General features: G+C 73.1%; 22 protein-coding genes and 1 pseudogene. 14 read left to right on the forward strand and 9 right to left on the reverse strand.

Annotated features, from left to right (window positions below; all coding sequences use genetic code 11):
- Positions 1 to 75: 75 nt before the first annotated feature.
- Positions 76 to 528, reverse strand: a complete 453-nt coding sequence (locus EES43_RS28770) for a helix-turn-helix transcriptional regulator (protein ID WP_124271485.1) — start codon at positions 526 to 528, stop codon at positions 76 to 78.
- 77 nt (positions 529 to 605) lie between these two features.
- Here EES43_RS28770 and EES43_RS28775 point away from each other — a divergent pair, with 77 nt between their 5' ends.
- The 9 genes and pseudogenes from EES43_RS28775 (at position 606) to EES43_RS28815 (ending at position 9,615) form a co-directional block, all read left to right on the forward strand.
- Entirely contained in the window at positions 606 to 1,028 is a 423-nt protein-coding gene (locus EES43_RS28775; RefSeq protein WP_124272196.1) for a hydrogenase maturation nickel metallochaperone HypA/HybF, read from the forward strand.
- Positions 1,012 to 1,809, forward strand: a complete 798-nt coding sequence (hypB, locus tag EES43_RS28780; RefSeq protein WP_124271486.1) for a hydrogenase nickel incorporation protein HypB — start codon at positions 1,012 to 1,014, stop codon at positions 1,807 to 1,809. Before EES43_RS28775 ends, hypB begins: the two co-directional genes overlap by 17 nt.
- Positions 1,806 to 4,205 carry a carbamoyltransferase HypF gene (gene hypF, locus EES43_RS28785; protein WP_124271487.1) on the forward strand — a complete coding sequence of 800 codons (2,400 nt, stop codon included), beginning with the start codon at positions 1,806 to 1,808 and terminating at the stop codon, positions 4,203 to 4,205. Before hypB ends, hypF begins: the two co-directional genes overlap by 4 nt.
- A 14-nt stretch (positions 4,206 to 4,219) precedes the next feature.
- Entirely contained in the window at positions 4,220 to 4,633 is a 414-nt protein-coding gene (locus tag EES43_RS31610) for a HypC/HybG/HupF family hydrogenase formation chaperone (RefSeq protein ID WP_241192565.1), read from the forward strand.
- Complete coding sequence (gene hypD, locus EES43_RS28795; RefSeq protein WP_124271488.1) at positions 4,630 to 5,748, forward strand: hydrogenase formation protein HypD; 1,119 nt, start codon at positions 4,630 to 4,632, stop codon at positions 5,746 to 5,748. The genes EES43_RS31610 and hypD overlap by 4 nt, the downstream gene beginning before the upstream one ends.
- A gap of 73 nt (positions 5,749 to 5,821) precedes the next feature.
- Positions 5,822 to 6,811: a hydrogenase expression/formation protein HypE gene (gene hypE, locus EES43_RS28800; protein ID WP_241192735.1), complete on the forward strand. Its 990-nt coding sequence runs from the start codon at positions 5,822 to 5,824 to the stop codon at positions 6,809 to 6,811.
- Between the two features lie 456 nt (positions 6,812 to 7,267).
- Positions 7,268 to 8,160: pseudogene (locus EES43_RS31890) on the forward strand (siderophore-interacting protein).
- Between the two features lie 118 nt (positions 8,161 to 8,278).
- Complete coding sequence (locus EES43_RS28810) at positions 8,279 to 9,112, forward strand: alpha/beta fold hydrolase (protein ID WP_124271489.1); 834 nt, start codon at positions 8,279 to 8,281, stop codon at positions 9,110 to 9,112.
- 95 nt (positions 9,113 to 9,207) lie between these two features.
- Positions 9,208 to 9,615, forward strand: coding sequence for a DUF4190 domain-containing protein (locus EES43_RS28815; RefSeq protein ID WP_241192736.1), 408 nt, complete (start codon positions 9,208 to 9,210; stop codon positions 9,613 to 9,615).
- 24 nt (positions 9,616 to 9,639) lie between these two features.
- Here the strand turns inward: EES43_RS28815 and EES43_RS28820 are convergent, their stop codons facing one another.
- The 3 genes from EES43_RS28820 to EES43_RS28825 form a co-directional block, all read right to left on the reverse strand.
- Positions 9,640 to 9,867, reverse strand: a complete 228-nt coding sequence (locus EES43_RS28820) for a DUF6400 family protein (RefSeq protein ID WP_124271491.1) — start codon at positions 9,865 to 9,867, stop codon at positions 9,640 to 9,642.
- Positions 9,868 to 10,007: 140 nt separating this feature from the next.
- Positions 10,008 to 10,142: a hypothetical protein gene (locus EES43_RS31795; protein WP_277426083.1), complete on the reverse strand. Its 135-nt coding sequence runs from the start codon at positions 10,140 to 10,142 to the stop codon at positions 10,008 to 10,010.
- Between the two features lie 526 nt (positions 10,143 to 10,668).
- Positions 10,669 to 11,289 carry a TetR/AcrR family transcriptional regulator gene (locus tag EES43_RS28825; protein ID WP_124271492.1) on the reverse strand — a complete coding sequence of 207 codons (621 nt, stop codon included), beginning with the start codon at positions 11,287 to 11,289 and terminating at the stop codon, positions 10,669 to 10,671.
- Between the two features lie 151 nt (positions 11,290 to 11,440).
- Between EES43_RS28825 and EES43_RS28830 the strand changes: the two genes are divergently transcribed.
- The 3 genes from EES43_RS28830 (at position 11,441) to EES43_RS28840 (ending at position 15,181) form a co-directional block, all read left to right on the forward strand.
- Entirely contained in the window at positions 11,441 to 12,244 is an 804-nt protein-coding gene (locus EES43_RS28830) for an SDR family NAD(P)-dependent oxidoreductase (protein WP_124271493.1), read from the forward strand.
- A gap of 236 nt (positions 12,245 to 12,480) precedes the next feature.
- Positions 12,481 to 13,401 (forward strand): AurF N-oxygenase family protein, encoded by a 921-nt coding sequence (locus tag EES43_RS28835; protein WP_124271494.1) that lies wholly within the window; start codon positions 12,481 to 12,483, stop codon positions 13,399 to 13,401.
- A 127-nt stretch (positions 13,402 to 13,528) separates the two neighbouring features.
- Positions 13,529 to 15,181 (forward strand): FAD-dependent oxidoreductase, encoded by a 1,653-nt coding sequence (locus tag EES43_RS28840; RefSeq protein WP_124271495.1) that lies wholly within the window; start codon positions 13,529 to 13,531, stop codon positions 15,179 to 15,181.
- Between the two features lie 127 nt (positions 15,182 to 15,308).
- Here the strand turns inward: EES43_RS28840 and EES43_RS28845 are convergent, their stop codons facing one another.
- Positions 15,309 to 15,563, reverse strand: a complete 255-nt coding sequence (locus tag EES43_RS28845) for a DUF5133 domain-containing protein (RefSeq protein WP_124271496.1) — start codon at positions 15,561 to 15,563, stop codon at positions 15,309 to 15,311.
- 379 nt (positions 15,564 to 15,942) lie between these two features.
- Here EES43_RS28845 and EES43_RS28850 point away from each other — a divergent pair, with 379 nt between their 5' ends.
- Positions 15,943 to 16,146, forward strand: coding sequence for a hypothetical protein (locus tag EES43_RS28850; protein WP_124271497.1), 204 nt, complete (start codon positions 15,943 to 15,945; stop codon positions 16,144 to 16,146).
- A gap of 96 nt (positions 16,147 to 16,242) precedes the next feature.
- Here the strand turns inward: EES43_RS28850 and EES43_RS28855 are convergent, their stop codons facing one another.
- Positions 16,243 to 16,686, reverse strand: coding sequence for an SRPBCC family protein (locus EES43_RS28855; protein ID WP_124271498.1), 444 nt, complete (start codon positions 16,684 to 16,686; stop codon positions 16,243 to 16,245).
- 135 nt (positions 16,687 to 16,821) lie between these two features.
- Between EES43_RS28855 and EES43_RS30890 the strand changes: the two genes are divergently transcribed.
- Entirely contained in the window at positions 16,822 to 16,977 is a 156-nt protein-coding gene (locus EES43_RS30890) for a DUF6131 family protein (protein ID WP_164493303.1), read from the forward strand.
- An 84-nt stretch (positions 16,978 to 17,061) separates the two neighbouring features.
- Here EES43_RS30890 and EES43_RS28860 read toward each other — a convergent pair whose 3' ends face one another.
- The 3 genes from EES43_RS28860 to EES43_RS28870 form a co-directional block, all read right to left on the reverse strand.
- Complete coding sequence (locus EES43_RS28860; protein ID WP_124271499.1) at positions 17,062 to 18,648, reverse strand: molybdopterin-dependent oxidoreductase; 1,587 nt, start codon at positions 18,646 to 18,648, stop codon at positions 17,062 to 17,064.
- 108 nt (positions 18,649 to 18,756) lie between these two features.
- Positions 18,757 to 20,622: an APC family permease gene (locus EES43_RS28865; protein ID WP_241192737.1), complete on the reverse strand. Its 1,866-nt coding sequence runs from the start codon at positions 20,620 to 20,622 to the stop codon at positions 18,757 to 18,759.
- Positions 20,623 to 21,140: 518 nt separating this feature from the next.
- Positions 21,141 to 23,210 carry a neutral/alkaline ceramidase gene (locus EES43_RS28870; RefSeq protein WP_124271501.1) on the reverse strand — a complete coding sequence of 690 codons (2,070 nt, stop codon included), beginning with the start codon at positions 23,208 to 23,210 and terminating at the stop codon, positions 21,141 to 21,143.
- Positions 23,211 to 23,399: the final 189 nt, after the last annotated feature.

Here is a 23,399-nt window from a genome sequence, read left to right on the forward strand (position 1 = left end):
CTGGAACTGGATCGGAGCCGCCGCGGGCCTCGCGGCGGTCTACGGCATCGTCAGGAACCTGCCGGACGCGCGGCGCTACCTGCGCATGCGCCGGATGTAGTCCTCATGGCCGGGACCGTGCGCGCCGAGCGCCCCGTGCGAGCCGCGGTGGTCCCGTCCGCCGCCTCCGGCGGGCTCGCCCCCGCCGCCGACGTCCTCCAGCTGGACATAGCGTGCGAGGAAGAGATGGAGAGTGCTGTGCAGTTCCCCCAGTCGAACGAACCACAGCGCCAGGTTCATCGCGCCGGGCGGTGCGATGGCGTACACCCGGCGCGCCGGGCCGGAGTCCGAGGCGCACCAGCGCGAGGTGACCTCGCCGCACTTCTCCATGCCCCGCAGCAGCCGGTAGACATGGGCCGACTCGGCTTCCGGCCAGCCGAAAGCGCCCAGTCGCTGCACCAGCTCATAGCCATGACCCCGACGTTCGGCCAGCAGCAGGAGCAGGACCGGGGTGAGCAGCGCTCGTCGCTCCACCTCGTGACCAGCCATCGTCCTCCCAGCGTAGCCAGCGGCGCCGGACCCGCACACCGGGGCGGGCGCGGCGGACGCACGGGCGGGTGAGTGCCGTGCACGAACTGTCGATCGCGACGGCCGTCGTCGACCAGGTCGAGAGCGCCGTCCGCGACCGCGCGGAGCACGCGACCGTCCGTTCGCTGACCCTGCGCGTCGGCGAGCTGTCCGGCGTGGTCCCCGAGGCTCTGGACTTCTCCTTCGGCGTGGCGGCCGAGGGCACTGTGCTGGCGGACGCGCGACTGCTGATCGAGACTGTTGAGGGACGGGCCCGCTGCGAGGGATGCGGCCGGGACACCGCGACCGGGATGCCCCCGGACCTGTGGTGCGGCACGTGCGAGCGGGCCATGACCCTGACCGGCGGACGGGAACTGGAGATCGCCCGGGTCGTCCTGGACGACGGGACCGGGCAGCCACCCGACCGGGACGCCGACGCCCCGGTCCGCGACGAGGAGGCGAGCCATGTGCCGCACCGTTGACCTGCATCAGGCAGTACTCGCCAAGAACGACACCAACGCCGTGGAGCTGCGCCGGGTCCTCGACGGGAGGGGCACGGTCGCGGTGAACCTCATGTCGAGCCCCGGCAGCGGGAAGACCGCCCTGCTGGAAGAGCTGCTGACCCGCGCCCGGGCCGCCGGCACGCCCGCCGCCGCCGTCACCGCCGACCTCGCGACCGAGAACGACGCCACCCGACTGGCCCGCTCCGGAGCCCCGGTGCGGCAGATCCTCACGGACGGCCTGTGCCATCTGGAGGCCGGCATGCTCCGGCACACACTGGAGGACTGGCTGCCCGAGCGCACCAGGCTGCTGTTCGTCGAGAACGTCGGCAATCTCGTCTGCCCGGCCTCCTACGATCTGGGCGAGACCCTGCGGATCGTGCTCGCCTCGGTCACCGAGGGCGAGGACAAGCCGGTGAAGTACCCGGCCGCCTTCGGCCTCGCCCAGCTCGTGGTGGTCACCAAGACCGATCTGGCCGAGGCCGTGGAGTTCCGGCGGGACACCTTCCTCGGCGGCGTCCAACGGGTCAACCCCGGCGTCCCCGTCATCGAGACCTCCGCCCGGACCGGCGAGGGCGTCGACGCGCTGCTCGCCCACGTACTGCGCGCCGCCGACGGCCGGGAGACCCACACCCCCGTCCTGGCCCGGCAGCACGGCGAGCACCCGCACCACCACGGCACCGGCGAGGACGCCGCCGCCCCGCACCCCTCCGCGCACCGGCACCCGGCAGCCGCGCCCGCACCGGCCCGGCCGGGGCGATGACGTCGGCGGACCAGGCGTCCAGCGGCGCGGCGGACGGTGAGCGCGTCCGCCGCCAGATCACCGTGCGCGGCGCGGTCCAAGGCGTCGGCTTCCGCCCGTTCGTCTACACCCTGGCCGAGGAGCACGGCCTCACCGGCTGGGTCACCAACGGCCCCGACGGAGTGCGGGCCGAGGTCGAGGGACCGGCGGCGGACGTCACCGCCTTCGCCGAGGCGATGGCCACCCGCCCGCCGCCCCTCGCCGTCGTCGCGTCCGTCGAACAACAGGCCGTGCCCGCACTCAACGACGGCCCCGGCTTCACCATCCGTCCCTCCGCGTCCGGCCCCGGACGCACCCTCATCCCGCCGGACACGGCCACCTGCGACGCCTGCCTCGCCGAACTCGCCGACCCGGCCGACCGCCGCCACCGGCACCCGTTCATCACGTGCACCCACTGCGGGCCCCGGTTCACCGTCGTGACCGCGCTGCCCTACGACCGGCCCCGCACCACCATGGCCGACCTCCCCCTGTGCGCCGACTGCGCACGCGAGTACGGCGACCCGGCCGACCGCCGGTTCCACGCCCAGACCGTGGCCTGCCCGAACTGCGGCCCCCGCCTGACGCTGCGCCGCGCCACCGGCGACCCGGACGGAGCCCACGGCGCGGACGCGCTCGCCGAGGCCCGCGGGCTGCTGGCCGGCGGCGCGATCCTCGCCGTGAAGGGCCTCGGCGGCTACCACCTCGCCTGCGACGCCGGCGACGCCACCGCCGTACGCACCCTGCGCAAGCGCAAGAACCGCGGCGACAAGCCCTTCGCCGTCCTGGCGGACTCCCTGGAGACCGTACGGCGGCTCGCCCGCGTCGACGCCGCGGAGAGCGACCTGCTCACCGGCCCCCGCAAACCCGTCGTCCTGCTGCGCCGCCGCCCCGACGCCCACGACCCGGACCGCACGGTCGCGCCCGACGTCGCGCCCGGCAGCCCCGACCTCGGCGTGATGCTGCCCTACACACCGCTGCACCTCCTGCTCCTCGGCCTCCCCGGCGATCCGCCCGGCCCGCCCGTCCTCGTCATGACCAGCGGCAACCGGTCCGGCGAGCCGATCGTCACCGACGACGCCGAAGCCCTCACCCGGCTCGACGGCCTGGCCGACGCCTGGCTCGCGCACGACCGGCCGATCCACGTCCCCTGCGACGACTCGGTCGTCCGCGTCTGCGCCGGAGCCGAACTCCCGGTCCGCCGCTCCCGCGGCTACGCGCCGCTGCCGCTCGCCCTGCCGCTGCCCGTCGTGCCGGCGCTCGCCGTGGGCGGCGACCTCAAGAACACCTTCTGCGCCGGGGACGACCGCTACGCCTGGCTATCCGCCCACGTCGGGGACATGGACGACCTGGCCACGCTCACCGCCTTCGAACGCGCCACCGCCCACCTCACCGGCCTCACCGCCGTGACCCCCCGGCTGCTCGTCGCCGACCGCCACCCCGGCTACCGCTCCACCCAGTGGGCCCGCCGCGCCGCCGAGGAACGCGGCCTCCCGCTGCGCCAGGTCCAGCACCACCACGCCCACGTCGCCTCGGCCATGGCCGAACACGCACTGGACGGCTCCGCACCCGTGATCGGCGTCGCCTTCGACGGCACCGGGTACGGCGACGACGGCGCGGTCTGGGGCGGCGAGGTGCTGATCGCGGACTACGACGGCTTCCGTCGCTTCGCACACCTGCGGTACGTTCCGCTGCCGGGCGGCGACGCGGCCGTCCGCAACCCGTACCGGATGGCGCTCTCCCATCTGCGGGCCGCCCGGCTGCCGTGGTCGCCGCGGCTGCCCTGCGCCCAGGCCGCCCCGCACGGCGAACGCCTCCTGCTGGAGCGGCAGCTGGAACGCGGCCTGAACTGCGTGCCCACCTCCAGCATGGGCCGCCTCTTCGACGCGGTCGCCTCGCTCGCCGGCGTCTGCCACCGGGTGGAGTACGAGGCCGAGGCCGCCGTACGGCTGGAGAACGCGGCACTGGCCGGCGGCTCCCGGTCCGCCGCCGACGACGAGCGCGAAGGCTCCTACGGGTTCATCCTGGGAGCAGCGGATCCCGACCGCCCGGCGGTCCCGCTGACCGCCGACCCCGGGCCCGTCCTGGCCGCCGCCGCGGCGGACGTCCTCGGCGGTGTCCCGGCCCCCGTGGTGGCCCGCCGCTTCCACCGCGCGGTCACCGCCCTCGTCCGCGAGGTCTGCGCGGCGGCCCGGCACGCCACCGGCGTCGCCACCGTGGCCCTGACCGGCGGCGTGTTCTGCAACGCCCTGCTGACCGAGACCTGTTCGGCCGGGCTGGAGGAGGACGGCTTCACCGTACTGAGACACCGCAAGGTGCCGCCCAACGACGGCGGGCTCGCCCTCGGTCAACTGATCGTCGCCGCCCGGACGAAGGAGTGAGGGAGGAACGCGCCATGTGTCTGGCCGTACCCGGCCGAGTGCTGGAGATCGAGGAACGCGACGCCACGCGAATGGCCAAGGTCGACTTCGGCGGCGTCGTCAAGGAAGTCTGCCTGGAGTACGTCCCCGACATGAAGGTGGGGGACTACGCCATCGTCCACGTCGGGTTCGCCCTGCAACGGCTCGACGAGGAGTCCGCGCGCCAGACCCTCGAACTCTTCGAGAACCTCGGCGTGCTGGAGGAGGAGTTCGGCGACCACTGGGGGAGGGCGGCCCGGGACGCGGGCGCCGAACGCCCCGCCGGAACCGGAACCGGCCCCGCCGCTCCGGTGCCCGCCGCGCCCGGCTTCCCGCCGACCGGCACCGGCTACCCGGCCACCGGCCCGGCCGTCGCGGCCGACGCGGCCGACAAGGAGGCACGGTCATGAAGTACCTCGACGAATTCAGCGACCCGGCCCTCGCCCGTCGGCTCTTCGACGACATCCGGGCCCACACCACCCGACCCTGGTCCCTGATGGAGGTCTGCGGCGGACAGACGCACTCGATCATCCGCCACGGCATCGACCAGCTCCTCCCCGAAGAGATCCGGCTGATCCACGGCCCCGGCTGCCCGGTCTGCGTGACCCCGCTGGAGATCATCGACAAGGCCCTGGAGATCGCCTCCCGCCCCGATGTCGTCTTCTGCTCGTTCGGCGACATGCTCCGCGTCCCGGGCAGCGGTCGCGACCTCTTCCAGGTCAAGAGCGAGGGCGCGGACGTCCGCGTGGTCTACTCGCCGCTCGACGCCCTGCGCATCGCCCAGGAGAACCCCGACAAGCAGGTCGTCTTCTTCGGCATCGGCTTCGAGACCACCGCCCCGCCGAACGCGATGACGGTGTACCAGGCGAAGAAGCTCGGCATCCCCAACTTCAGCCTCCTCGTCTCCCACGTACGCGTCCCCCCGGCCATCGACGCGATCATGAACTCGCCGGACTGCCAGGTCCAGGCGTTCCTCGCCGCCGGGCACGTCTGCACGGTCATGGGCACCACCGAGTACCCGGCTCTGGCCGCACAGCACAAGGTCCCCATCGTCGTCACCGGCTTCGAGCCGCTCGACATCCTCGAAGGCATCCGCCGCGCCGTACGGCAGTTGGAGGCCGGGGAGCACACCGTCGAGAACGCCTACCCGCGGGCCGTCGACGAGCAGGGCAGCCGCGCGGCACAGGCCATGCTCTCCGACGTCTTCGAGGTGACCGACCGCTCCTGGCGCGGCATCGGCATGATCCCGCGGAGCGGCTGGCGGCTCGCGTCCGCGTACCGGGAGTACGACGCCGAACACCGCTTCTCCGTCACCGGCATCGAGACCGAGGAGTCCACGGTCTGCCGCAGCGGCGAAGTCCTCCAGGGCCTGATCAAACCGCACGAGTGCGCCGCCTTCGGCAAGGAGTGCACCCCGCGCAACCCGCTGGGCGCCACCATGGTCTCCAGCGAGGGGGCCTGTGCCGCGTACTACCTGTACCGGCGGCTCGACACCCCGACCAAGGAGGCGAGCTCCGTTGGCTGACATCGCCCCGGCACCCGCCGACTTCTCCGGCTGGACCTGCCCCGCACCGCTGCGCGACCAGGACCGGATCGTCATGGGCCACGGCGGCGGCGGAACACTCTCCGCCGAACTGGTGGAGCACCTGTTCGCCCCCGCGTTCGGCAGCGACGTCCTGGCCGAACTCGGCGACTCGGCCCATCTGTCGATGGGCGGCGCGCGGCTCGCCTTCTCCACCGACTCCTTCGTCGTGCGCCCGCTCTTCTTCCCCGGCGGCAGCATCGGCGACCTCGCCGTCAACGGGACCGTCAACGACCTCGCGATGGCGGGGGCCGTGCCCGCCTACCTCTCCTGCGGCTTCATCCTGGAGGAGGGCGTCGAACTCGCGGTGGTCGGCCGCGTGGCGCAGGCGCTCGGCGACGCGGCGCGCGCCGCCGGCGTGGTCGTCGCGACCGGGGACACGAAGGTGGTCGACGCCGGGCACGGCGACGGCATCTTCATCAACACCGCCGGGATCGGGCTGGTCCCCGAAGGCGTCGACATCCGTCCGCAGCGGGCCGCGCCCGGGGACGCCGTCCTGGTCAGCGGCGAGATCGGGGTGCACGGCATCGCGATCATGAGCGTGCGCGAAGGACTGGAGTTCGGCGTCGGGATCGAGAGCGACACCGCGTCGCTGGCCGGTCTGGTGGCCGACATGCTCGCCGCCTGCCGCGACCTGCACGTCCTGCGCGACCCCACCCGGGGCGGACTGGCCACCTCCCTCAACGAGATCGCCGCAGCCGCCGGGGTGGGCATCACCCTCGACGAGGGCGCGCTGCCCGTGCCCGACACCGTCGCCAACGCCTGCTCGTTCCTCGGCCTCGACCCGCTGTACGTCGCCAACGAGGGAAAGCTCGTCGCCTTCGTACCGCCCGAACACGCCGACGCCGTCCTGGCGGCGATGCGCGCCCACCCGCTGGGCAAGGACGCGGTGCGCATCGGCACCTGCGGGGAGGAACACCCCGGCATGGTGGTCGCCGCCACCGGCCTCGGCGGCACGCGTGTGGTCGACATGCCCCTGGGCGAACAACTCCCGCGGATCTGCTGACCTTCGGCAGTTCGGCGGTCCGGCGGTCCGGCGGGGCGCCGGGGGTGTTCGGGGGGCGTGCGCCGCGTCGGGCGGGTGCGCGGCGTCGGGCGGAGTGCTCCTGAGGACTCCGCGCACGAGGAGCGAACGACTGCCGCCGTCGGAGCACGCCGGTACCATCGGACGCCGTCGGGCCGGTGGTCCGGCGGCCGGCGACGGCCCGGCGCGACAGCGAAACGGAGGGGGTCTCGATCACTCCGCCACGGAAGGTTAGGGTGGCCTAAGTCGAATCGGAGCCGATCGCGGGGCGGGCGGGGCGATCCGGGCCGGGCGGTCGCGTTCGCGCGCACCGGTCCCCGGGCCGCGGTGGTGCCGCCGGCCGCGGGGCGCGGGCGGTGTCCGACGGCGCAACCCCTGCCCACCCCGAGCCCGTTCGCCGCGACCGGGCCGACCACGCCTCACGAAGGGGCAGTGCCCATGACGATCCACCGAGCCGTCGTCGCCCGCGTCCAGCCGCTCACCCCGGCGATGACCCGCGTCACCTTCCACGGCGAGGGCCTCGCCGCCTTCACCTCCACCGGCGTCGGCGACGAGTACGTACGCCTGTTCTTCCCGCACGGCCCGGACCGCCAGGACGTCTCCCTGCCCCGCTCGACCGAGCAGGGAGGCTGGGAGACGCCCGAGGGCCGGCCCGTCGCGCCGATGCGCACGTACACGGTCCGGGCGGTGCGCCCGCAGGCCCGCGAGATCGACGTCGACTTCGTCCTGCACGAACACGGTGTGGCCTCCGGCTGGGTCGCGTCGGCCCGCCCCGGGACGTGATCGGCCTCAACGACCCCACCGGCCTCTACCGCCCGCCGGCCGATCTCGCCCGGCAGGTGCTGATAGCCGACCAGACCGGCCTGCCGGCGGTCGCCCGCCTGCTGGAGGGCACACCGGACGGAGTCAGGACGCGGGTCGTCCTCGAAGTGCCCGACCCCTCCGCCGTCCAGCCGCTCACCCGGCCCGCCGACTGCACGGTGACGTGGACCTACGGAGGCAACGGCCGCGGCCCCAGCCGCCTGGCCGACCTGGTCGAGGCCGCCGTGCCGCCCGGCACCGACCTCACGCACGGCTACGTCTGGGTCGCGGGCCAGACCAACGCGCTGCGCGCCGTGCGCCGTTACCTGCGCAAGGACCTCGCTCTGCCCGCCGAGCGCTTCAAGGTCGTCGGCTACTGGATCCCGGGCTCCGACACCTGGAGCGAACGGTACGAGGCGCTGCCCGGGGCCGTCCGCACCGAGCTGGAGGCCCTCTGGGACCGGCCCGCCGAGGAGTTCGAGGACCTGACCATCCGCTACGAGGCACGCCTCAGCGACCTGGGCCTGTGAACCCGGACGGGGCGGCCCCGCCACCGCGTCGCCGCCCCGTCCACCGCCCCGGCCGCGCCCGAACCCCGATCGACCGCCCGCACGGGCCGAACCCCGACAGCGAGGTCCCGCACCCGCCATGCCCACCGCACTCCTCAACGGCATCACCGTGTCCTACGACGACACCGGTGCCGGCGAACCCGTCGTCCTCGTCAACGGAACCGGCGTCGGCAGGACCGTCTGGCGCGCCCGCCAGACCCCGGCCCTGGTCGCCGCCGGCTACCGGGTGATCGCCCTGGACAACCGAGGTCTTCCGCCGAACACCCAGCCGCCCGGCGGCATCACCCTGGACACCATGGCGGGGGACGTGGCCGCCCTCATCGACCACCTCCGCCTGGCGCCCTGCCGGATCGTCGGCTACTCCCTGGGCGCCTCCGTCGTCGCCGAACTCCTCCTCACCCGGCCCGGACTCGTCCGGCAAGCCGTGATGATGGCCGGACGCGCCCGCCCCGACCCCTTCGGCACCGCGTACAACCGCGCCGCCCGCGACCTGATCGACGGCGGCGCGACCGTCCCGGCGAGCCACCGTGCCGTCTTCTCCGCCCTGAGCTACCTCTCGCCCCACACCCTGCGGGACCCGCGCGCCGCACAGGACTGGCTCGACGTCTTCACCTACGCGCAGGCGGCGACCGGACCGGGCATCCGCGCCCAGTACGACGCCGTCGGCCCCACGGACCGGCTCCCGCGCTACGCCGCCATCGACGTCCCCCTCCTGTGCGTGGGTTTCGCCGACGACGTGATGATCCCGCCCGCCGCGACCCGCGAGATCGCCGACACCGTCCCCGGCGCCCGCTACACCGAGATCGAACGCTGCGGCCACTACGGTCATCTGGAACGACCCGCCGAAGTCAACGCCGTCCTGCTCGACTTCTTCGCCGGGAAGTCGGGCGGGGCGGCGCGGGGTACGTCGTGAGCAGCCCCGTGCCCGGCGGTGTTCCCGCATATCGGCCGTCCGGCTGGGCAGACGCTCAGGACGCGAGCAGCGAAGGAGTGTCGCATCCGATGTCCATGCCCAGCTATCCGCAGCAGTCAGGTTGGGACGAGCCCCGGTACGGCAGTCCGGAGCCTGCCCGGACCAACGGGTTCGCCGTCACCGCCCTCGTCCTCGGCCTGCTCGCCTGCCTCTTCTTCTGGACCGTCGTCGGCGGCCTTCTGCTCGGCCTGCTCGCGGCCGTCTTCGGCATACTCGCGGTGCTCCGCACGCGGGGCGGCCGGGCCCCGCGCCGGGTGATGGCGATCGTCGGCGCGTCCCTCGGCGTGCTCGGCCTCCTCGGCTCGGCCCTCGTCCTCGTCGTCGGCCTGTCCGTCCTCGACTCCGAGAGCTACTCGGGCTTCGAGGACTGCATGCGCGACGCGGGCAGCCGGTCGGCGGAGGACCGCTGTGCCGAGGACTTCGCCGACAGCCTGACCGGCTGACCGGGCGCGGTCCGCCGCCTCAGCTCACCGCCCCGGCAGAACACCCGCGGCGACCAGCATGTCGTAGGTACGCGTCTGCTCCTCGTCGAGGTCCGAGTACAGCAGGGCGTACGCCGCGTCCTCGCCGCGCAGCACCGCGACCGGGTCCCAGTCGGGGCCGAGGGCGGCGAGGACCGCGGCTCGTCGGCGTACCTCGTCGGCGGTCAGGTCGAGGGCGAAGGGCACGAGGCCGGCGGGGCCGTTCTGGTTCATGGCGATACTTCCGATGTGTCGGGGCTCTGGTCCTTCTTTATCAGGGGACCGGGCACCTAGGGAAGGGCCGTCCGGCCCGGTCCGGATCCGCCGGTGACCCATCTCACGCCTCACACCTTCACGCCTCACGCGCTGCGCCTTCAGGCCGCCGGGCCGGGCTTCGGGCGGCTCGGCTCGGCCTTCGGGCGGGCGCCGAGCAGACGCTCCTCATAGGTGTCCAGGAAGAGCATGAGCGACAGCAGGACCGGCGGCAGGAGCAGGGCCAGGACCGACATGGTGCCTCCGCGTGCGATGGGTCGGTGGGGACGGTGGCTGTTCGGGTTGCCCGATCCGGTCGGCGTACCCCTGGGCCGGGTGAAGGTTGTGTGACCGTGTGACCTTCCGCCGCGCCTGGCCTCCGATGGCGCCGGGGCGCGTAGGGGTACGGCGGGAGACGCGGATGAGGCCGCTGGGGCGACCGATCGCCGAAGCGGCGAAGGTTTGTGAGGCTGCCGGCCGGGAAGCGATGCCCGTGACCGTCGGAACCGACAAAACGGTGGAATCCGCACGGATCGGCCAGTATGGAAGGAGGGTTCGATGTCCTCGAAGCGACGCCGCAAGAAGAAGGCCCGCCGCAAGAACGGCGCCAACCACGGCAAGCGTCCCCAGTCCTGAGGGGCGGAGAGCGGATTCGGGGGCGGCACCGCGCGGTGCCGCCCCCGAATCCGCTCTCCGCCCGTTGGTTCGTCGCGGTCGGCGAGTCGGCTGCCATGGCGCGCCTGAATGCCGCCCGGCCCGACGCGTCTGCGCCGAGAACGGTGCTCACCGGCTCAGCAGCCGCATTCCGCCGGTCAGTTCGCGCAGGCAGCGCACCGCGAGCTCGGCGGGCGAGTGCGGGCCGGCGGCGGGAGCGTCCGTACCGGCCCACGCTTCGAGTGCCACCCTGATGGCATCCGTGGCCGCGGCCGCCGCGAGCCGTACCTCCAGCGGGTCGGCGTCCGGCCCGGCCAGGCGGGTCAGCACCGGCAGCAGGCGCTCCTCGGAATCCTGGTTCACCCGGTACCAGACCGCGCGCAGCGCCGGGTCGCGCTCGGCCGCACGCAGCAGTCCCCGGGTCCACTTCAACTGCTCCGCGGTGGCCGCGTCGGGTGCCGCGAGCGCTTCGCGGACGGCGGCCTCCAGGGTGGGGTGCAGCGGGCCCGGTTCGGCGGCTTCGAGCAGGGCCCGCCACCGCTCGGCGCCGCCCGAGAGCAGCGGCCCGACCGCGTCCTGCTTGGAGCGGAAATAGCGGTAGAAGGTGCGCAGCGCGACCCCGGCCCGACGGGCGATGGCCTCGGCGGTGGTGCCGTCAGGTCCGTGCTCGGCGAACAGCGCGGCGGCGGCACGGGCGATGTCGAGCTGGGTCGCGGCCTTGCGGCGCTCGGTCAGGGAGGGCTGGGTCACGTGCTCAGCGTACGCCCGGCACCTCGGCTGATGCGCGAAATGACATCATGGCAAAACGTGCCACTCAGGCGTACGGTGTATTAGGCGCGGGCTCCTCGATTCCCACGGGCCGGCCGCTTCCACCACCCCATCGCCAGAAAGCTGGACCGAGATGAGCCCGAACCCCGTCACCGACCGCTACGAGGGCCGCCGCGCGTTGATCACCGGCGGTGGTTCGGGCATCGGCCAGGCCACCGTGCTGAGACTGCTGGCCGAGGGCGGCAGGGTCGTCGCCGCGGACGTCAGCGAGGCCGGGCTGGGGGATACCGCCGAGAAGGCGGGCGCCGCCGCCGAGCGCCTCACCACACTCGTCGTCGACATAGCCGACGAGGGCTCGGTGCGCTCGGGCGTCGCCGCCGCGGTCGCCGCGCTCGGCGGCCTCGACGTGCTGGTCAACGCGGCCGGCATCCTGCGCTCCTCGCACACCCACGAGACGAGCCTCGCCGACTTCAACAAGATCGTCGCGGTGAATCTGACGGGTACCTTCCTGATGATCCGCGAGTCGATCCCGGCACTGCTCGACGGCGACGGCGCGGCCGTCGTCAACTTCAGTTCCACCTCGGCGGCGTTCGCGCACCCGTACATGGCCGCGTACGCGGCCAGCAAGGGCGGCATCCAGTCGATGACGCACGCGCTCGCGGCCGAGTACGCCAAGCAGGGCATCCGCTTCACCGCCGTACAGCCCGGCTCGATCTCCTCCGGCATGACGGACGGCACCGGCGCGTCCCGGGCGAGTGTGGGCCCCGGCCTGCCCGAGGACGCCGACATGTCGCTGTTCGTGAAGCTGGCGCCCGCCATGGGCCAGGGCTTCGCCGGCCCGGAGACGGTGGCGTCGGTGGTGGCGATGCTGGCGAGCGACGACGGCCGCTTCATCACCGGCACCGAGATCCGCGTCGACGGCGGCACGCACTTCTGACCCGCCGCCCGCTCACCGCGCCCCGCCACGACACCGATTGCCGGTCGGGCTCTAGGCCCGCACGGCTCCTTGCTATACCTTGCATCTAATAAGCTTGCTAGACGCCGCGTCTAACAAGCGAGGGCGGCGCTCGGCGGCCATCGGCCCCATCCCGTGGGAAACGGGATGGGGCACCGGACGGGCGGCGCCGGATCGATCCCGCGATTCGTCGATCTCCCGATTCAAGGAGCCGCACCATGGCAAGCAGCACCTTTCGGCCGAAGGACCAGGAGCAGGACCGGCTCGCCGACCGGGACGTGGCCCGGCGGCTGCTCGCGTCGTCCGCCGAGCTGTCGTACGACCCGGCCACCGAGGTGGACTGGGACACCCCGCTCGACACGGACCACCACGGCGCCAGCCCGGAGTGGAGCACGCTCTACGGGACCGCCTACTGGGCCGAATTGACCGAGGACCGGCGCAGGGCCCTCACCCGCCAGGAGGCCGCGTCCGTCGCCTGCACGGGCATCTGGTTCGAGATGATCCTGCAGCAGATGGTGCTGCGAGACATGTACGCCGAGGACCCCACGGACCCGCGCTTCCAGTGGGCGCTCACCGAGATAGCCGACGAGTGCCGGCACTCCATCATGTTCGCCCGGGGCGCGGCGAAGCTCGGCGCACCCGCCTACCGGCCGCGCCGGGCGGTGGTCGAGCTCGGCCGGGTCTTCAAGACCGTGGCCTTCGGCGAGGCGGCGTACGCGGCGATCCTCGTCGCCGAAGAGGTCCTCGACGTCATGCAGCGCGACTGGATGCGCGACGAACGGGTCGCGCCCTTCGTCCGCACCATCAACAACATCCACGTGGTGGAGGAGTCGCGCCACATGAAGTTCGCCCGCGACGAGACCCGCAGGCGGCTGCGCGGCGCGGGCGCGGTGCGCCGGCAGATCAACGCCCTCGTGGTGGCGATCGCCTCCTACTGCATCGTCACCAGCATGGTGAACCGCGACGTCTACCGGAACGCGGGTCTGGACGCCGAACGGGCCCGCGCCGAGGCCAGGGCCAACGAACATCACAAATCCCTGATGCGGTCGAGCTGTTCGGGCCTGATGGAGTTCCTGGCCTCCGCCCGGCTGCTGACCCGGCCGGCCCTCTTCTTCTACCGGCGCGCCTCGCTCATCTGACCCGGCGGCGCACACCGGGGCACGCCCGTAACGGACCGGCAACGGGTCCGGGACGGGCCGAAGCCCGCGCTCCGAGCCGACGACCCCTTCCGGCCCCGGTCCCGGGCCGACGAACCGAGACGACGAGATGACCTACGCCATCACCCAGACCTGCTGCAACGACGCCACCTGCGTGGCCGTGTGCCCCGTCAACTGCATCCACCCGACGCCCCAGGAGCGGGCCTTCGGCAGCACGGAGATGCTGCACGTCGACCCGGCGGCCTGCATCGACTGCGGAGCCTGCGCCGACGCCTGCCCGGTCGACGCGATCTTCCCGGTGGACAGCCTCTTCGGCGCGCAGAAGCGGTACGCGGAGATCAACGCCGCATACTTCGCCGACCGGGAGCCCGAACCGGCCCCGGACGGGCCGAACTTCCACCGCTGGGGCGCGCCCTCCTTCGAGCGCGGCCTCCCGTCCGACTTCGCGCCGATCCGCGTGGCGGTCGTCGGCACCGGTCCCGCCGGCATGTACGCCGCCGAGGACCTTCTCCTGCACACCAACGCCGAAGTGACCCTGATCGACCGGCTGCCGGTCGCGGGCGGACTCCTACGGTACGGAGTGGCCCCCGACCACCCGTCGACGAAGAAGGCCGGCGAGGCGTTCGCCCGCTTCCACGCGCACCCCCGGGTGCGGATGCATCTGGGCGTCGAGGTGGGCAAGGACATCACCGTCCCGGAACTGGCGGCCCACCACGACGCGGTGGTCTACGCCGTCGGGGCCTCGGCCGACCGCCGGCTCGGCGTCCCCGGCGAGGATCTGCCCGGCAGCGCCTCCGCCGCCTCGTTCGTGTCCTGGTACAACGCCCATCCCGACGTCGCGCCGGACGCGGTGCGGCTCTCCGCGCAACGGGTGGTCGTCGTCGGCAACGGCAACGTCGCGCTGGACGTGGCACGGCTCCTCGTGATGCACCCGGCCGAACTGGCCGCCACCGACATCGCCGACCACGCGCTCGCCGCGCTGCGGGACTCGCCCGTGCGCGAGGTGGTGCTGCTCGGACGGCGCGGCCCGGAGCACGCCGCCTGCACCGCCTCCGAACTCCTCGCCCTCACCCACCTGCCGGGCGTCGAACTCGTCGTCGACGACCACGACCCGCGGACCGGCGCGGCGATCGACGGCGCGGCCGCGGGAGACAGAGCGGCGCTCCTGCGGGACGTACCGCGCAGGGCCCTCGACTGGTCGAGCCCGCCGGAGCCGGGCCGGCGCATCGTCTTCCGCTTCCACTCCGCCCCCGTGGAAGTCCTCGGAGAGGCGGCCGTCGCGGCGGTCCGCGTGACGAGCGGCACGGGGGAGCAGGACATCCCGGCTGGCCTGCTGCTGCGGGCTGTCGGCTACCGGGGCCTGCCGGTGCCCGGCCTCCCCTTCGACGAGGGCGCCGGGACCGTGCCGCACGAGGGCGGGCGGGTGACGGGCGTGTCCGGCGCGTACGTCGTCGGCTGGATCAAGCGCGGCCCGTCGGGCGGCATCGGGGCGAACCGCACCTGTGCCGCCGAGACCGTGGGCACGCTCCTGGCCGACGCCGTGGCCGGGGCGCTGCCCTCGCCGGTCCACCCGCGCCGGGCCTTTCGCCGACTGGCCCGGAGCCGGGGCCGGAACGTCGTCGACGCCCGGGGTCTCGCCGCCATCGACCGGGCGGAGGTGGCCCGGGGCCGCCAGCACGGCCGTCCCCGGGTGAAGCTCGCCACGGTGCCCGCGCTGATCGCGGCGGCCAAGGGCCGCCGATGGCGGAGGACGCCGGTCTGACCGCGACACGGCCGGGCCCCGTCGGATGAGGTGCGTTCCGACGGGGCCCGGCCGTGCGCTCGGGCCGAAGCCTCCGAAGCTGCCGGAAGCCCCCGGAGTCCGGATGCCTCGAAGCAGCCCGAAGTCCTCAGGCGGCCTGCAGCTTGTCGTCCCCGGCGGGCGCCGTCCGTCCGGCCCGCTCGGCGGTGTGCCGCTCCAGCAGGGCGTCTGCCGCCGCCAGGGCCTGGGGGACGTCTCTCGTGCCGGTCATGACGCACAGCGTGTACGTGGCGTCCTCGACCGCGCGTGCCGTGGCCGCGCTGGGCAGCCGGTCGTCCTCGATACGGGCGTCGGCGTAGCGGGCGAGGGCGGCACGGAGATCCTGAGGGCGGGGGTTCAGCACAGCACGTTCTCCTCGGTTCGATCCAGGACTGGTGATCCGGCGCGCTCCGGGTGACCTGAGGATTTCACGGTCGCACGGTGCGGTCCGGCCACACGGATGCGGCGCGGCGCGCGCGACGTTGCGGAGCCGGTGAGGTGCGTATGCCCCGAAGTGCCGCGTGTACGCCTTACGCAGACGATTTTCCTGTGAACTCGTCGACGATCGGACGAATATCCCGCATCCGGGCTCACCTGCCGGTGAACGACCGGTCGTGGAAGCGTCTCTGACATCCCTTCCGCGGATCCGGTGAGCGAGACGGCCGCGCGACGGCCCGGGCCCGGGAGACGCTGGGCCCCGGCGCGGGTGACGGCGACCCGGCCGGCCGTGGGATCATGCCGTCATGGATCTCTCCGCACTTGAGCTGGCCGTTCAGCGACTCCGGGACGCGGAGGCCGCGCTGGACGCCGCCCGCGCCGACGTCGAGATGGAAGCCGTGACGGCGGTCCGCCAGTCCTGCCCGGTGGCGGAGGTGTCCGAGCTGTCCGGGCTGACGCCGCACGACCTGATGCGGATGGAGAAGACCACGGGCGACCTCCGCCCCTGACCGACGTCCTGACACGCTGTGACCTGACGCTCCGTGCCCTGACGCTCCGCCTCTCCGTGCGGGTGCCCCGCCACCGGGATCTCGACCTCCCAGGCCTCAGTGACCCCGCGGGCCGCCGGCCGCCGCCGTCAGTTCGGCCAGCTTCTGGAACTCGCCCAAGTCGTAGTTGGCCAGCGCCGAGTCGAGATTGGTCAGTGCGCCGAGGCGTTCCACGAAACCCTTGGGGTCGTACTCGATCTGCAGGGCGACGCGGCTGGAGGCGTCGTCGAGCCGGTGGAACGTGACCACGCCGGCGTGGTGAACGCCCTCGGTCGTCCTCCACGCGATGCGGTCCTCCGGCACCACCTCGGTGAGCTCCGCGACGAAGCCCTTGTCCGCACCGGGCAGCGAGAGCTGCCAGGCGAAGCGCCGCTCGTCCAGCGGGTCGACGCGCTGGACGTGGCTCAGGAACCTCGGCCACTGGGTGACGTCGCTCCACAGTGCCCAGGTGACGGACACCGGGGCCTTGATGTCGACGGTCTCGACGAGTGAGGAGGACATGTGCGACCACCGTGCTTTCTGCCGGGAACAGGTTCGCTCTCTGGTACCCGGTTGCCACCGGCCCACGCGGCCCGACCGACGCGACCGTGCGAAGAGGCGCATACTCGGTAGCAGTCGGATCGTTTGGAGGATCCCATGATCGTCCTCGGTGTCATTCTCCTGGTCATCGGCCTCTTGGCCGGCATCTCCGTCCTGTGGACCATCGGGGTCGTCCTCCTCGTCGTCGGAGCCGCGCTCTGGCTGTTGGGGACCATCGGGCACGCGGTCGGCGGGAGGCGTCACTACTGGTAGCTCCGGGGCGGCGGGATGACCGGGAGGAGCCCGTCGCGCGGTGAGGCACGGGTCCGGGCGGCGGCAGGGGAGCGGCGCAGGCCGTCATTCGACGGTGACGACGACGGAGGGCCGGCCGCTCGCGCCGTCGGGGACCGTGCCCGTGCGCTTCTGCGTCTGCACCCGGCCGCCGCGCTCCGTGGCGCGGGCGGTGATGGTGTGGCTGCCGGGCGTCGCCCTCCACGGGAAGGACCACTGCCGCCAGGTGTCGATGCTCGCCTCGGCCGCGAGCTCGGCCTCCTGCCAGGGACCGTCGTCGATCCGCACCTGAACGCGCTCGATCCCGCGGTGCTGGGCCCACGCGACCCCGGCGACCGTCACCGTCCCGGCCCGCGACCGCGACAGCGGCTTCGGCGTGTCGATCCGGGACTGGGTCTTGACCGGCGCTTCGCGCGCCCAGGTGCGCTTGACCCAGTACGGCTCGAAGTCCGCGAACGTCGTCAACTCGATGTCCTCGATCCACTTGCACGCCGACACGTACCCGTACAGGCCGGGCACGACCATCCGCACCGGGAAACCGTGCGTGAAGGGCAGGGGCTGCCCGTTCATCCCCACCGCCAGCATGGCGTCGCGCCCGTCCATGACGTCCTCCACCGGCGTGCCGAGCGTCATGCCGTCCACCGAGCGCGCGACGAGCTGGTCGGCCGGACCGCCCCGCGACGGCGGCCGGACCCCGGCCTCCCGCAGCAGATCCGACAGCGGCGCGCCGAGCCACCGAGCGTTGCCGACGTACGGCCCGCCGACCTCGTTCGACACACAGGTCAACGTGATGTACCGCTCGATCAGTTCGCGGCGCAGCAGATCCTCGAACGTCACCGTCAGCGGCCGGGCGACCCCCTTGCCGTGGATGCGCAGCCGCCAGGCGCGGGCGTTCACCTTCGGTACCACCAGGGCCGTGTCGACACGGTAGAAGGCGCGGTTCGACGTGGTGAAGGGACTGAGTCCGGGAACGTCGAGCTGGACGCCGGCCGGCAGCGGCGGCGCCGGCGACGCGGGTGCCGGCAGCCGTACCGCCTCGCGCGACGCCACCGCGGCCTGCGAGGAGTGGCCCGCGAGGTAGCGGCCCAGCAGACCGACGCCCGCCGAGGTCACCGCGGCGGCCGACGCGGTGACGACGAACCCCCGCCGGTCCCAGCCCGCAGCCCGGTCCGGCCCCGGCGGAGCCGCGGCGGCGCGCGGCGGCAGGGTCAGCCGCCCGGTCAGCCGGTACAGCAGCCCGGCCCCCGCCACGGCTCCCACCACCGAGGGAAGCGCGTCCGTCCACCCCGACGCGTCGGGCCGGGACACCGCCGCGCCCGCACCCACCAGACCGAAGATCAGCACCCCCGCCGCGCCCACCCGCCGGAACCGCAGCGCCACCAGTCCCAGGACCACGGCCAGCACCACCAGGGCGGCGAGGATGCCCAGTTGGAGGACCGTCTTGTCGTTCTCGCCGAAATGGCGGATCGCCCAGTCCTTGACCGGCGTCGGGGTACGGTCGATGGCAGCCCCGCCCACGGCGGTGATCGGCCCGGCCGCCGGCCGAACGGCGGCCGCGACCAGTTCGGCGACCGCGAGAGCCGCGAATCCGGCCAGCAGACCGCTCAGCGCCCCGAGCGGAAGGCGGACCGCGAGCCCTGGTGTCGTCGTCACACCCCTGATCCGAACCCATGGCGTCCGCGGCGCGGCTCCGACCGGGCCGTCCGGTACGGAAGCCGCGCGCACGCGTCATCCGTACGGGTCACCCGGCGGACGGCGTCGTCAGACGTGGAAGGGCACGGTCGTGATGACGATCTTGGGCAGCTCGCGCAGGGCGCGGCGCAGGCGCGGAGCGGTCCGGCTGTGCAGGAGCTGGTGGTGGCGGCGCCGGGTGATGATCTCCGGGAGGAAGACCGTCACGGTCAGCTCCGGCCGCTGCCGGTGGAGCGTCTCGACGTAGTGGACCAGCGGGGCGACGGTGGCCCGGTACGGGGACACCACGACCTCCAGGTGGATGTGGTCGCCCCACAGGTCCCAGTACTCGTGGAACCGCCGGGCCTCGTCCTCGCTGGGGCTGATGTGGAGCGCGAGCGTCGGCTGTCCCAGGGAGGCCGCGTAGGCGAGGGCCCGCAGTCCGGCCAGGTCGAGCGAGGCGATGGCGACCACGGAGAGGTTCTGGATCGCCCGCGGGGTCTCCTCGCTCTCGCCGGTCGCGGCGGCGGCCTCCCGCTGTGAACCCGTCGGCGCGGCCGGTCCGGTGGACGCCGGGGCCGTGTCCTCCGGCACGGATCCGGCCGGCAGGCCGATCGGCACTTCGACGGCGTCGGTATGCAGCCGCAGCGCCTTGTTCACCGCGTCGTAGTGGCTGCGGATCCGCATGGTGAGCAGGACGAACCCCCCGACGGCGAGCAGGGCCACCCACGCGCCCGACGCGAACTTCGTGATGGCGGCCGTGACGAGCACGAGCGCCGAGAGCAGCCCGCCGACCGCGCTGAAGAACAGGCTCCTGCGCCAGTGCAGGTCGCGCAGGCGCCACCAGTGCACCACCATGCCGGTCTGGGAGAGCGTGAAGGCGAGGAAGACCCCGACGGCGTACAGCGGGATCAGCGCCGCGGTGTCGCCGCCGAACACCGTGTAGACCAGGGCGGCGGCCAGGGAGAGGAGGAGGATGCCGTTGCTGAAGGCGAGGCGGTCGCCCAGCCGGAGGAAGCTGCGCGGCGCGTGGCCGGCACGGGCCAGCAGGTAGAGCACGCGGGGGAAGTCGTTGTACGCCGTGTTGGCGGCGAGCAGCAGGACAGCCGCCGTGGCGGCCTGGACGAACACGTACAACGCGCCCGAGCCGAAGCTGCGGTGGGCGAGCTGCGACAGCACGGTCTCGCTGCTCCTGGGCACCACACCGCTGAAGTGCACCACGGCGACGGTGCCCGCGAAGAGGGCGACGAGCAGACCGATCATCCACGTCAGCGTCGTGCGGGCGTTGCGCCACTTGACGGGCTTGAACGCGGGCACGGCGTTGGAGATCGCCTCGATGCCCGTCATGGCGGTCGCGCCCGAGGCGAAGGCCCGCATGATCAGCAGGACGCCGACGCCCTCGGTCGCCGTGAGCTGCGGGGTGGGCTGCGGGTGGAACCCCTGGCGCGCGGCGTCGGCGAGTCCGAACCCCACCAGGAGGAAGACCGCGATGATGAAGAGGTACGTGGGTGCGGCGAACAGGAACCCGGCCTGCCTGATCCCGCGCAGGTTCCCCGCCAGCAGAGCGGCGATCGCGGCCAGTCCGATGGGCACCGCGGCCGGGTCGAGCGAGGGGAGGGCGGAGGTGATGGCCGCCACCCCGGACGCGATGGAGACGGCGACCGTCAGGACGTAGTCGGTCATCAGGCCGGCCGCGGCCATCAGCCCCGGCACCCGCCCCAGGTTGTCGTTGGCGACGATGTACGACCCGCCGCCGTGCGGATAGGCCCGGATGGTCTGCCGGTAGGAGACGCCCACCGCCACCATCAGCACCGCGATCGTCGCGGCCACCGGCAGCGAGTACGCCAGCCCGGCGGTGCCCGCCAGGACCAGGACCGCCAGCATCGCCTCGGGGCCGTACGCCACGGAGGAGAGGGCGTCGGCGGACAGGACCGGGAGCGCCACGAGCTTGCGCATGGTCTCGCCGACGACCGCGCTGCTCTTCAGGGGCGCCCCCAGCAGCGCCCGCCGCACCACGTGCGCGCACCGCGCGACCCCGGACCCGGGTGCGGTGTCGGGCGCGTCGGACGATTCGTCCGGCAGGTGGGCGACGGGCACGAGGCGGTCGAACCCGGCGGGCCCGACCTCCGCGACCGGGGGGAAGCGGCCGAGATGCGGATCGAGCGGAAGCCCCCGCCAGGGCTGGTCCGGTGGCCGGGACACCTGTGCCCACTCCCGGCCGACCTGCCGCAGCGTCTCGCGCTGGTCCGCGTCCAGGCCGCGTATCACGTCGGATGGGCTCGGTGTGCCGGAAACGGGCGATGGCGCGACACCCTCACGGTCAGACGTTCCACTCACGCCGTCGAGTCTCCCGCCAACCGCGCGCCGTGATCGCGCAACACGCTTTGGGGCCGTCGTGCAATTGGCCGGGCCGCGGGCCTGCCCGGTCTCCCGGACAGGCCCTCTGCGGTCGCTCGGCTCGCCTTGAAAGCCGCTCAGCTCACCTTGAAGACCGGCGAGGTCCCGGTGAACGGGGTGATCTTCCCGAGCAGGTTCTTCGCGTCGCCGTGGTGCACGATCCGGTAGTCGCCCGGAACCGTGTCCGCCGCGATCTTCCAGGTGATCGTGGCCTTCGACGTACCGGTCAGACCGTTGATCCGCTTCCACCGGTACGTGGTCGCCCAGTCGCCGTCGTCCAGCACCCGCACCCATGTGCCGTCGACCAGCCGCTGCACCTCCAGGAAGGTGCCGCCCCGGCGCAGGTTGTTCTTCGGGTGCCCGGTGGCGAACTCCACGGTCGCCGTCGCACCCCGCGCGTACGAAGCACTCGGCGGGGACATGACAGATCCGAACGAGTGGTTGGGCGGCGGGTTGTCGTACACGACGCCGGTCTGGAACGTGAACTGCCTGCCCGACTCGTCCGGCGGCGTCGTGCCCCGGTCGAGCGCGGTCCCCTGCTTCAGGGAGGCCGCCACCCGTGCGAACTCCTGCTGGTAGGCGGGCAGGGTGTACCGGCCGTACAGCGTGGAGCCGCCCTCGTACTGCTGGGCGTCGTACTCCTCCGGAGTCGTCACGTACTGGCTGTAGGAGTTGGCGTACCCCTGGAGCAGTACGCGGTCGAGCGGGACGCCGAGCTGCTGCGCCACGGTGCGGCGGACCCGGAGGCCGGACGTGATGGTGAACTCGCCGGGCCCCGCGACCAGGTACAGCTCGCCGAGCTTGACGATCTGCAGCGGGAGGATCTTCGGGGTGACCGGGTGGACATTGCTCAGCAGACCCGTGGGGATCAGGCTCGCCTTCGGGTACTGGCAGGTCGCCAGCCACGACGGGGTGTCGATGCGCAGTGCGTCGATGATGCCGGCGACCGGCGTGCGCGTACCCTCCTCGAACCCCGGGATCGCCGGGCCGTCCTCGACGCTGCCCGCCAGCGTCGACGCTCCCACGACGGCGGGACACGTGCGGCGCTCCTGCCCGTCGGGGGTGTAGGCCCCGCTCACGGTGACGTTCTCCATGTCGACATACGTCATCCGGGAGTCGACACCGCCGCCGATGGGCTTCGCGTCGCGGTAGATCTCGCGCGCCTTGTCGAGCTGGCGTTCACCGATGATCCGGGCGTTCTCGAACTCGTCCTCGGTGGGCCCGGAGCCCGGCTTCAGGTTGAGGTTGGGGGACATGTCGCCGGCGTTGGTGTTGGGGAAGGCGGCGACGAAGCCCGGAGTGTTGTCGAGGTAGCGCACGCCCTCCCGGTCGTGCTCCCAGGCGTAGGAGGCGTAGCCCTTGTTGTCCGGGCTGATCAGCGTGTTCTTGTTGGTGATCGAGGTGTTGTGGGTGGCGAACCAGCTGATCGCCCCCGCGTCCTTGTCGCCCTGCCGGAAGCGCAGCACGGTCATGGCCGGGTCGATCGCTCCGGGGAAGGCGGCCCGGTCGGACGCCGGATTGCGGTCGAAGGCGGTCCGGGAGCGGTTGACGCTGGCGTTGGTGAGGGTGCCGGTGCCGAGGCTGACGGTGCCGGGCTTCAGGTCGTCGTGCGCCTTGGCGACGGACTCGACGATCCCGTCGACGACGGCCCGGTAGGTGGCGCTCTGGAAGCCGAGCACGGACAGGTTGTAGGCGACGTGGTGGGAGTAGCCGCCGGGCCCGGAGTGGGTGTGCGTGGCCGACAGCAGGACGTTCGCCTCGTCGTAGAGGCTGCCGTACCGCTCCTTGAGCCGGGCGATGACGCCCTGCTGCACGGACTGGAAGATCATCGCGAGGTCGGCGTTGACGTACACCACGCGTTTGCCGGTCGACCGGTCCGCGACGACGAACGCGCGGGACCGCTGGCGCTGGTGGATGCCGGACGTCTTCTGGTCGAAACTGGAGTAGCCCATCATCCCGGTCTCGGCGGCCTCGCCCGTGACGTCCGCGATGCCGCGCCCGACGAGGTAGCCGCCGTCCGCCGAGGCGGCGGCGGCGTCGGAGGCCGCGGCGGGGGAGGGGGCGCCGAGGGAGACCGCTCCCAGGACCGCGGCGACGGCCATGGCGGGGAGTGTGCGCCGGGAGCGGCGAGGTGTACGGGGTGGCAAGGGAACCTCCTGGGGGCGGGTCGTGAAGGACACCGGGTCCCGGTCGGCGGCTCTCCGACGTGGGCGGGGCCCGGAGCGGTGCCCCGACGGTAAAGGTGTGTGACCTGCGTCGCCTAGATATCTACCAGCCAGTAAATGAGGACTTCCCTTGATCGGCGCCCGTTTTGGCCTGGGTGGGGACCTTATGGG

The sequence above is a fragment of the Streptomyces sp. ADI96-02 genome, assembly GCF_003846185.1.
In the GTDB taxonomy this organism is placed as follows: domain Bacteria; phylum Actinomycetota; class Actinomycetes; order Streptomycetales; family Streptomycetaceae; genus Streptomyces.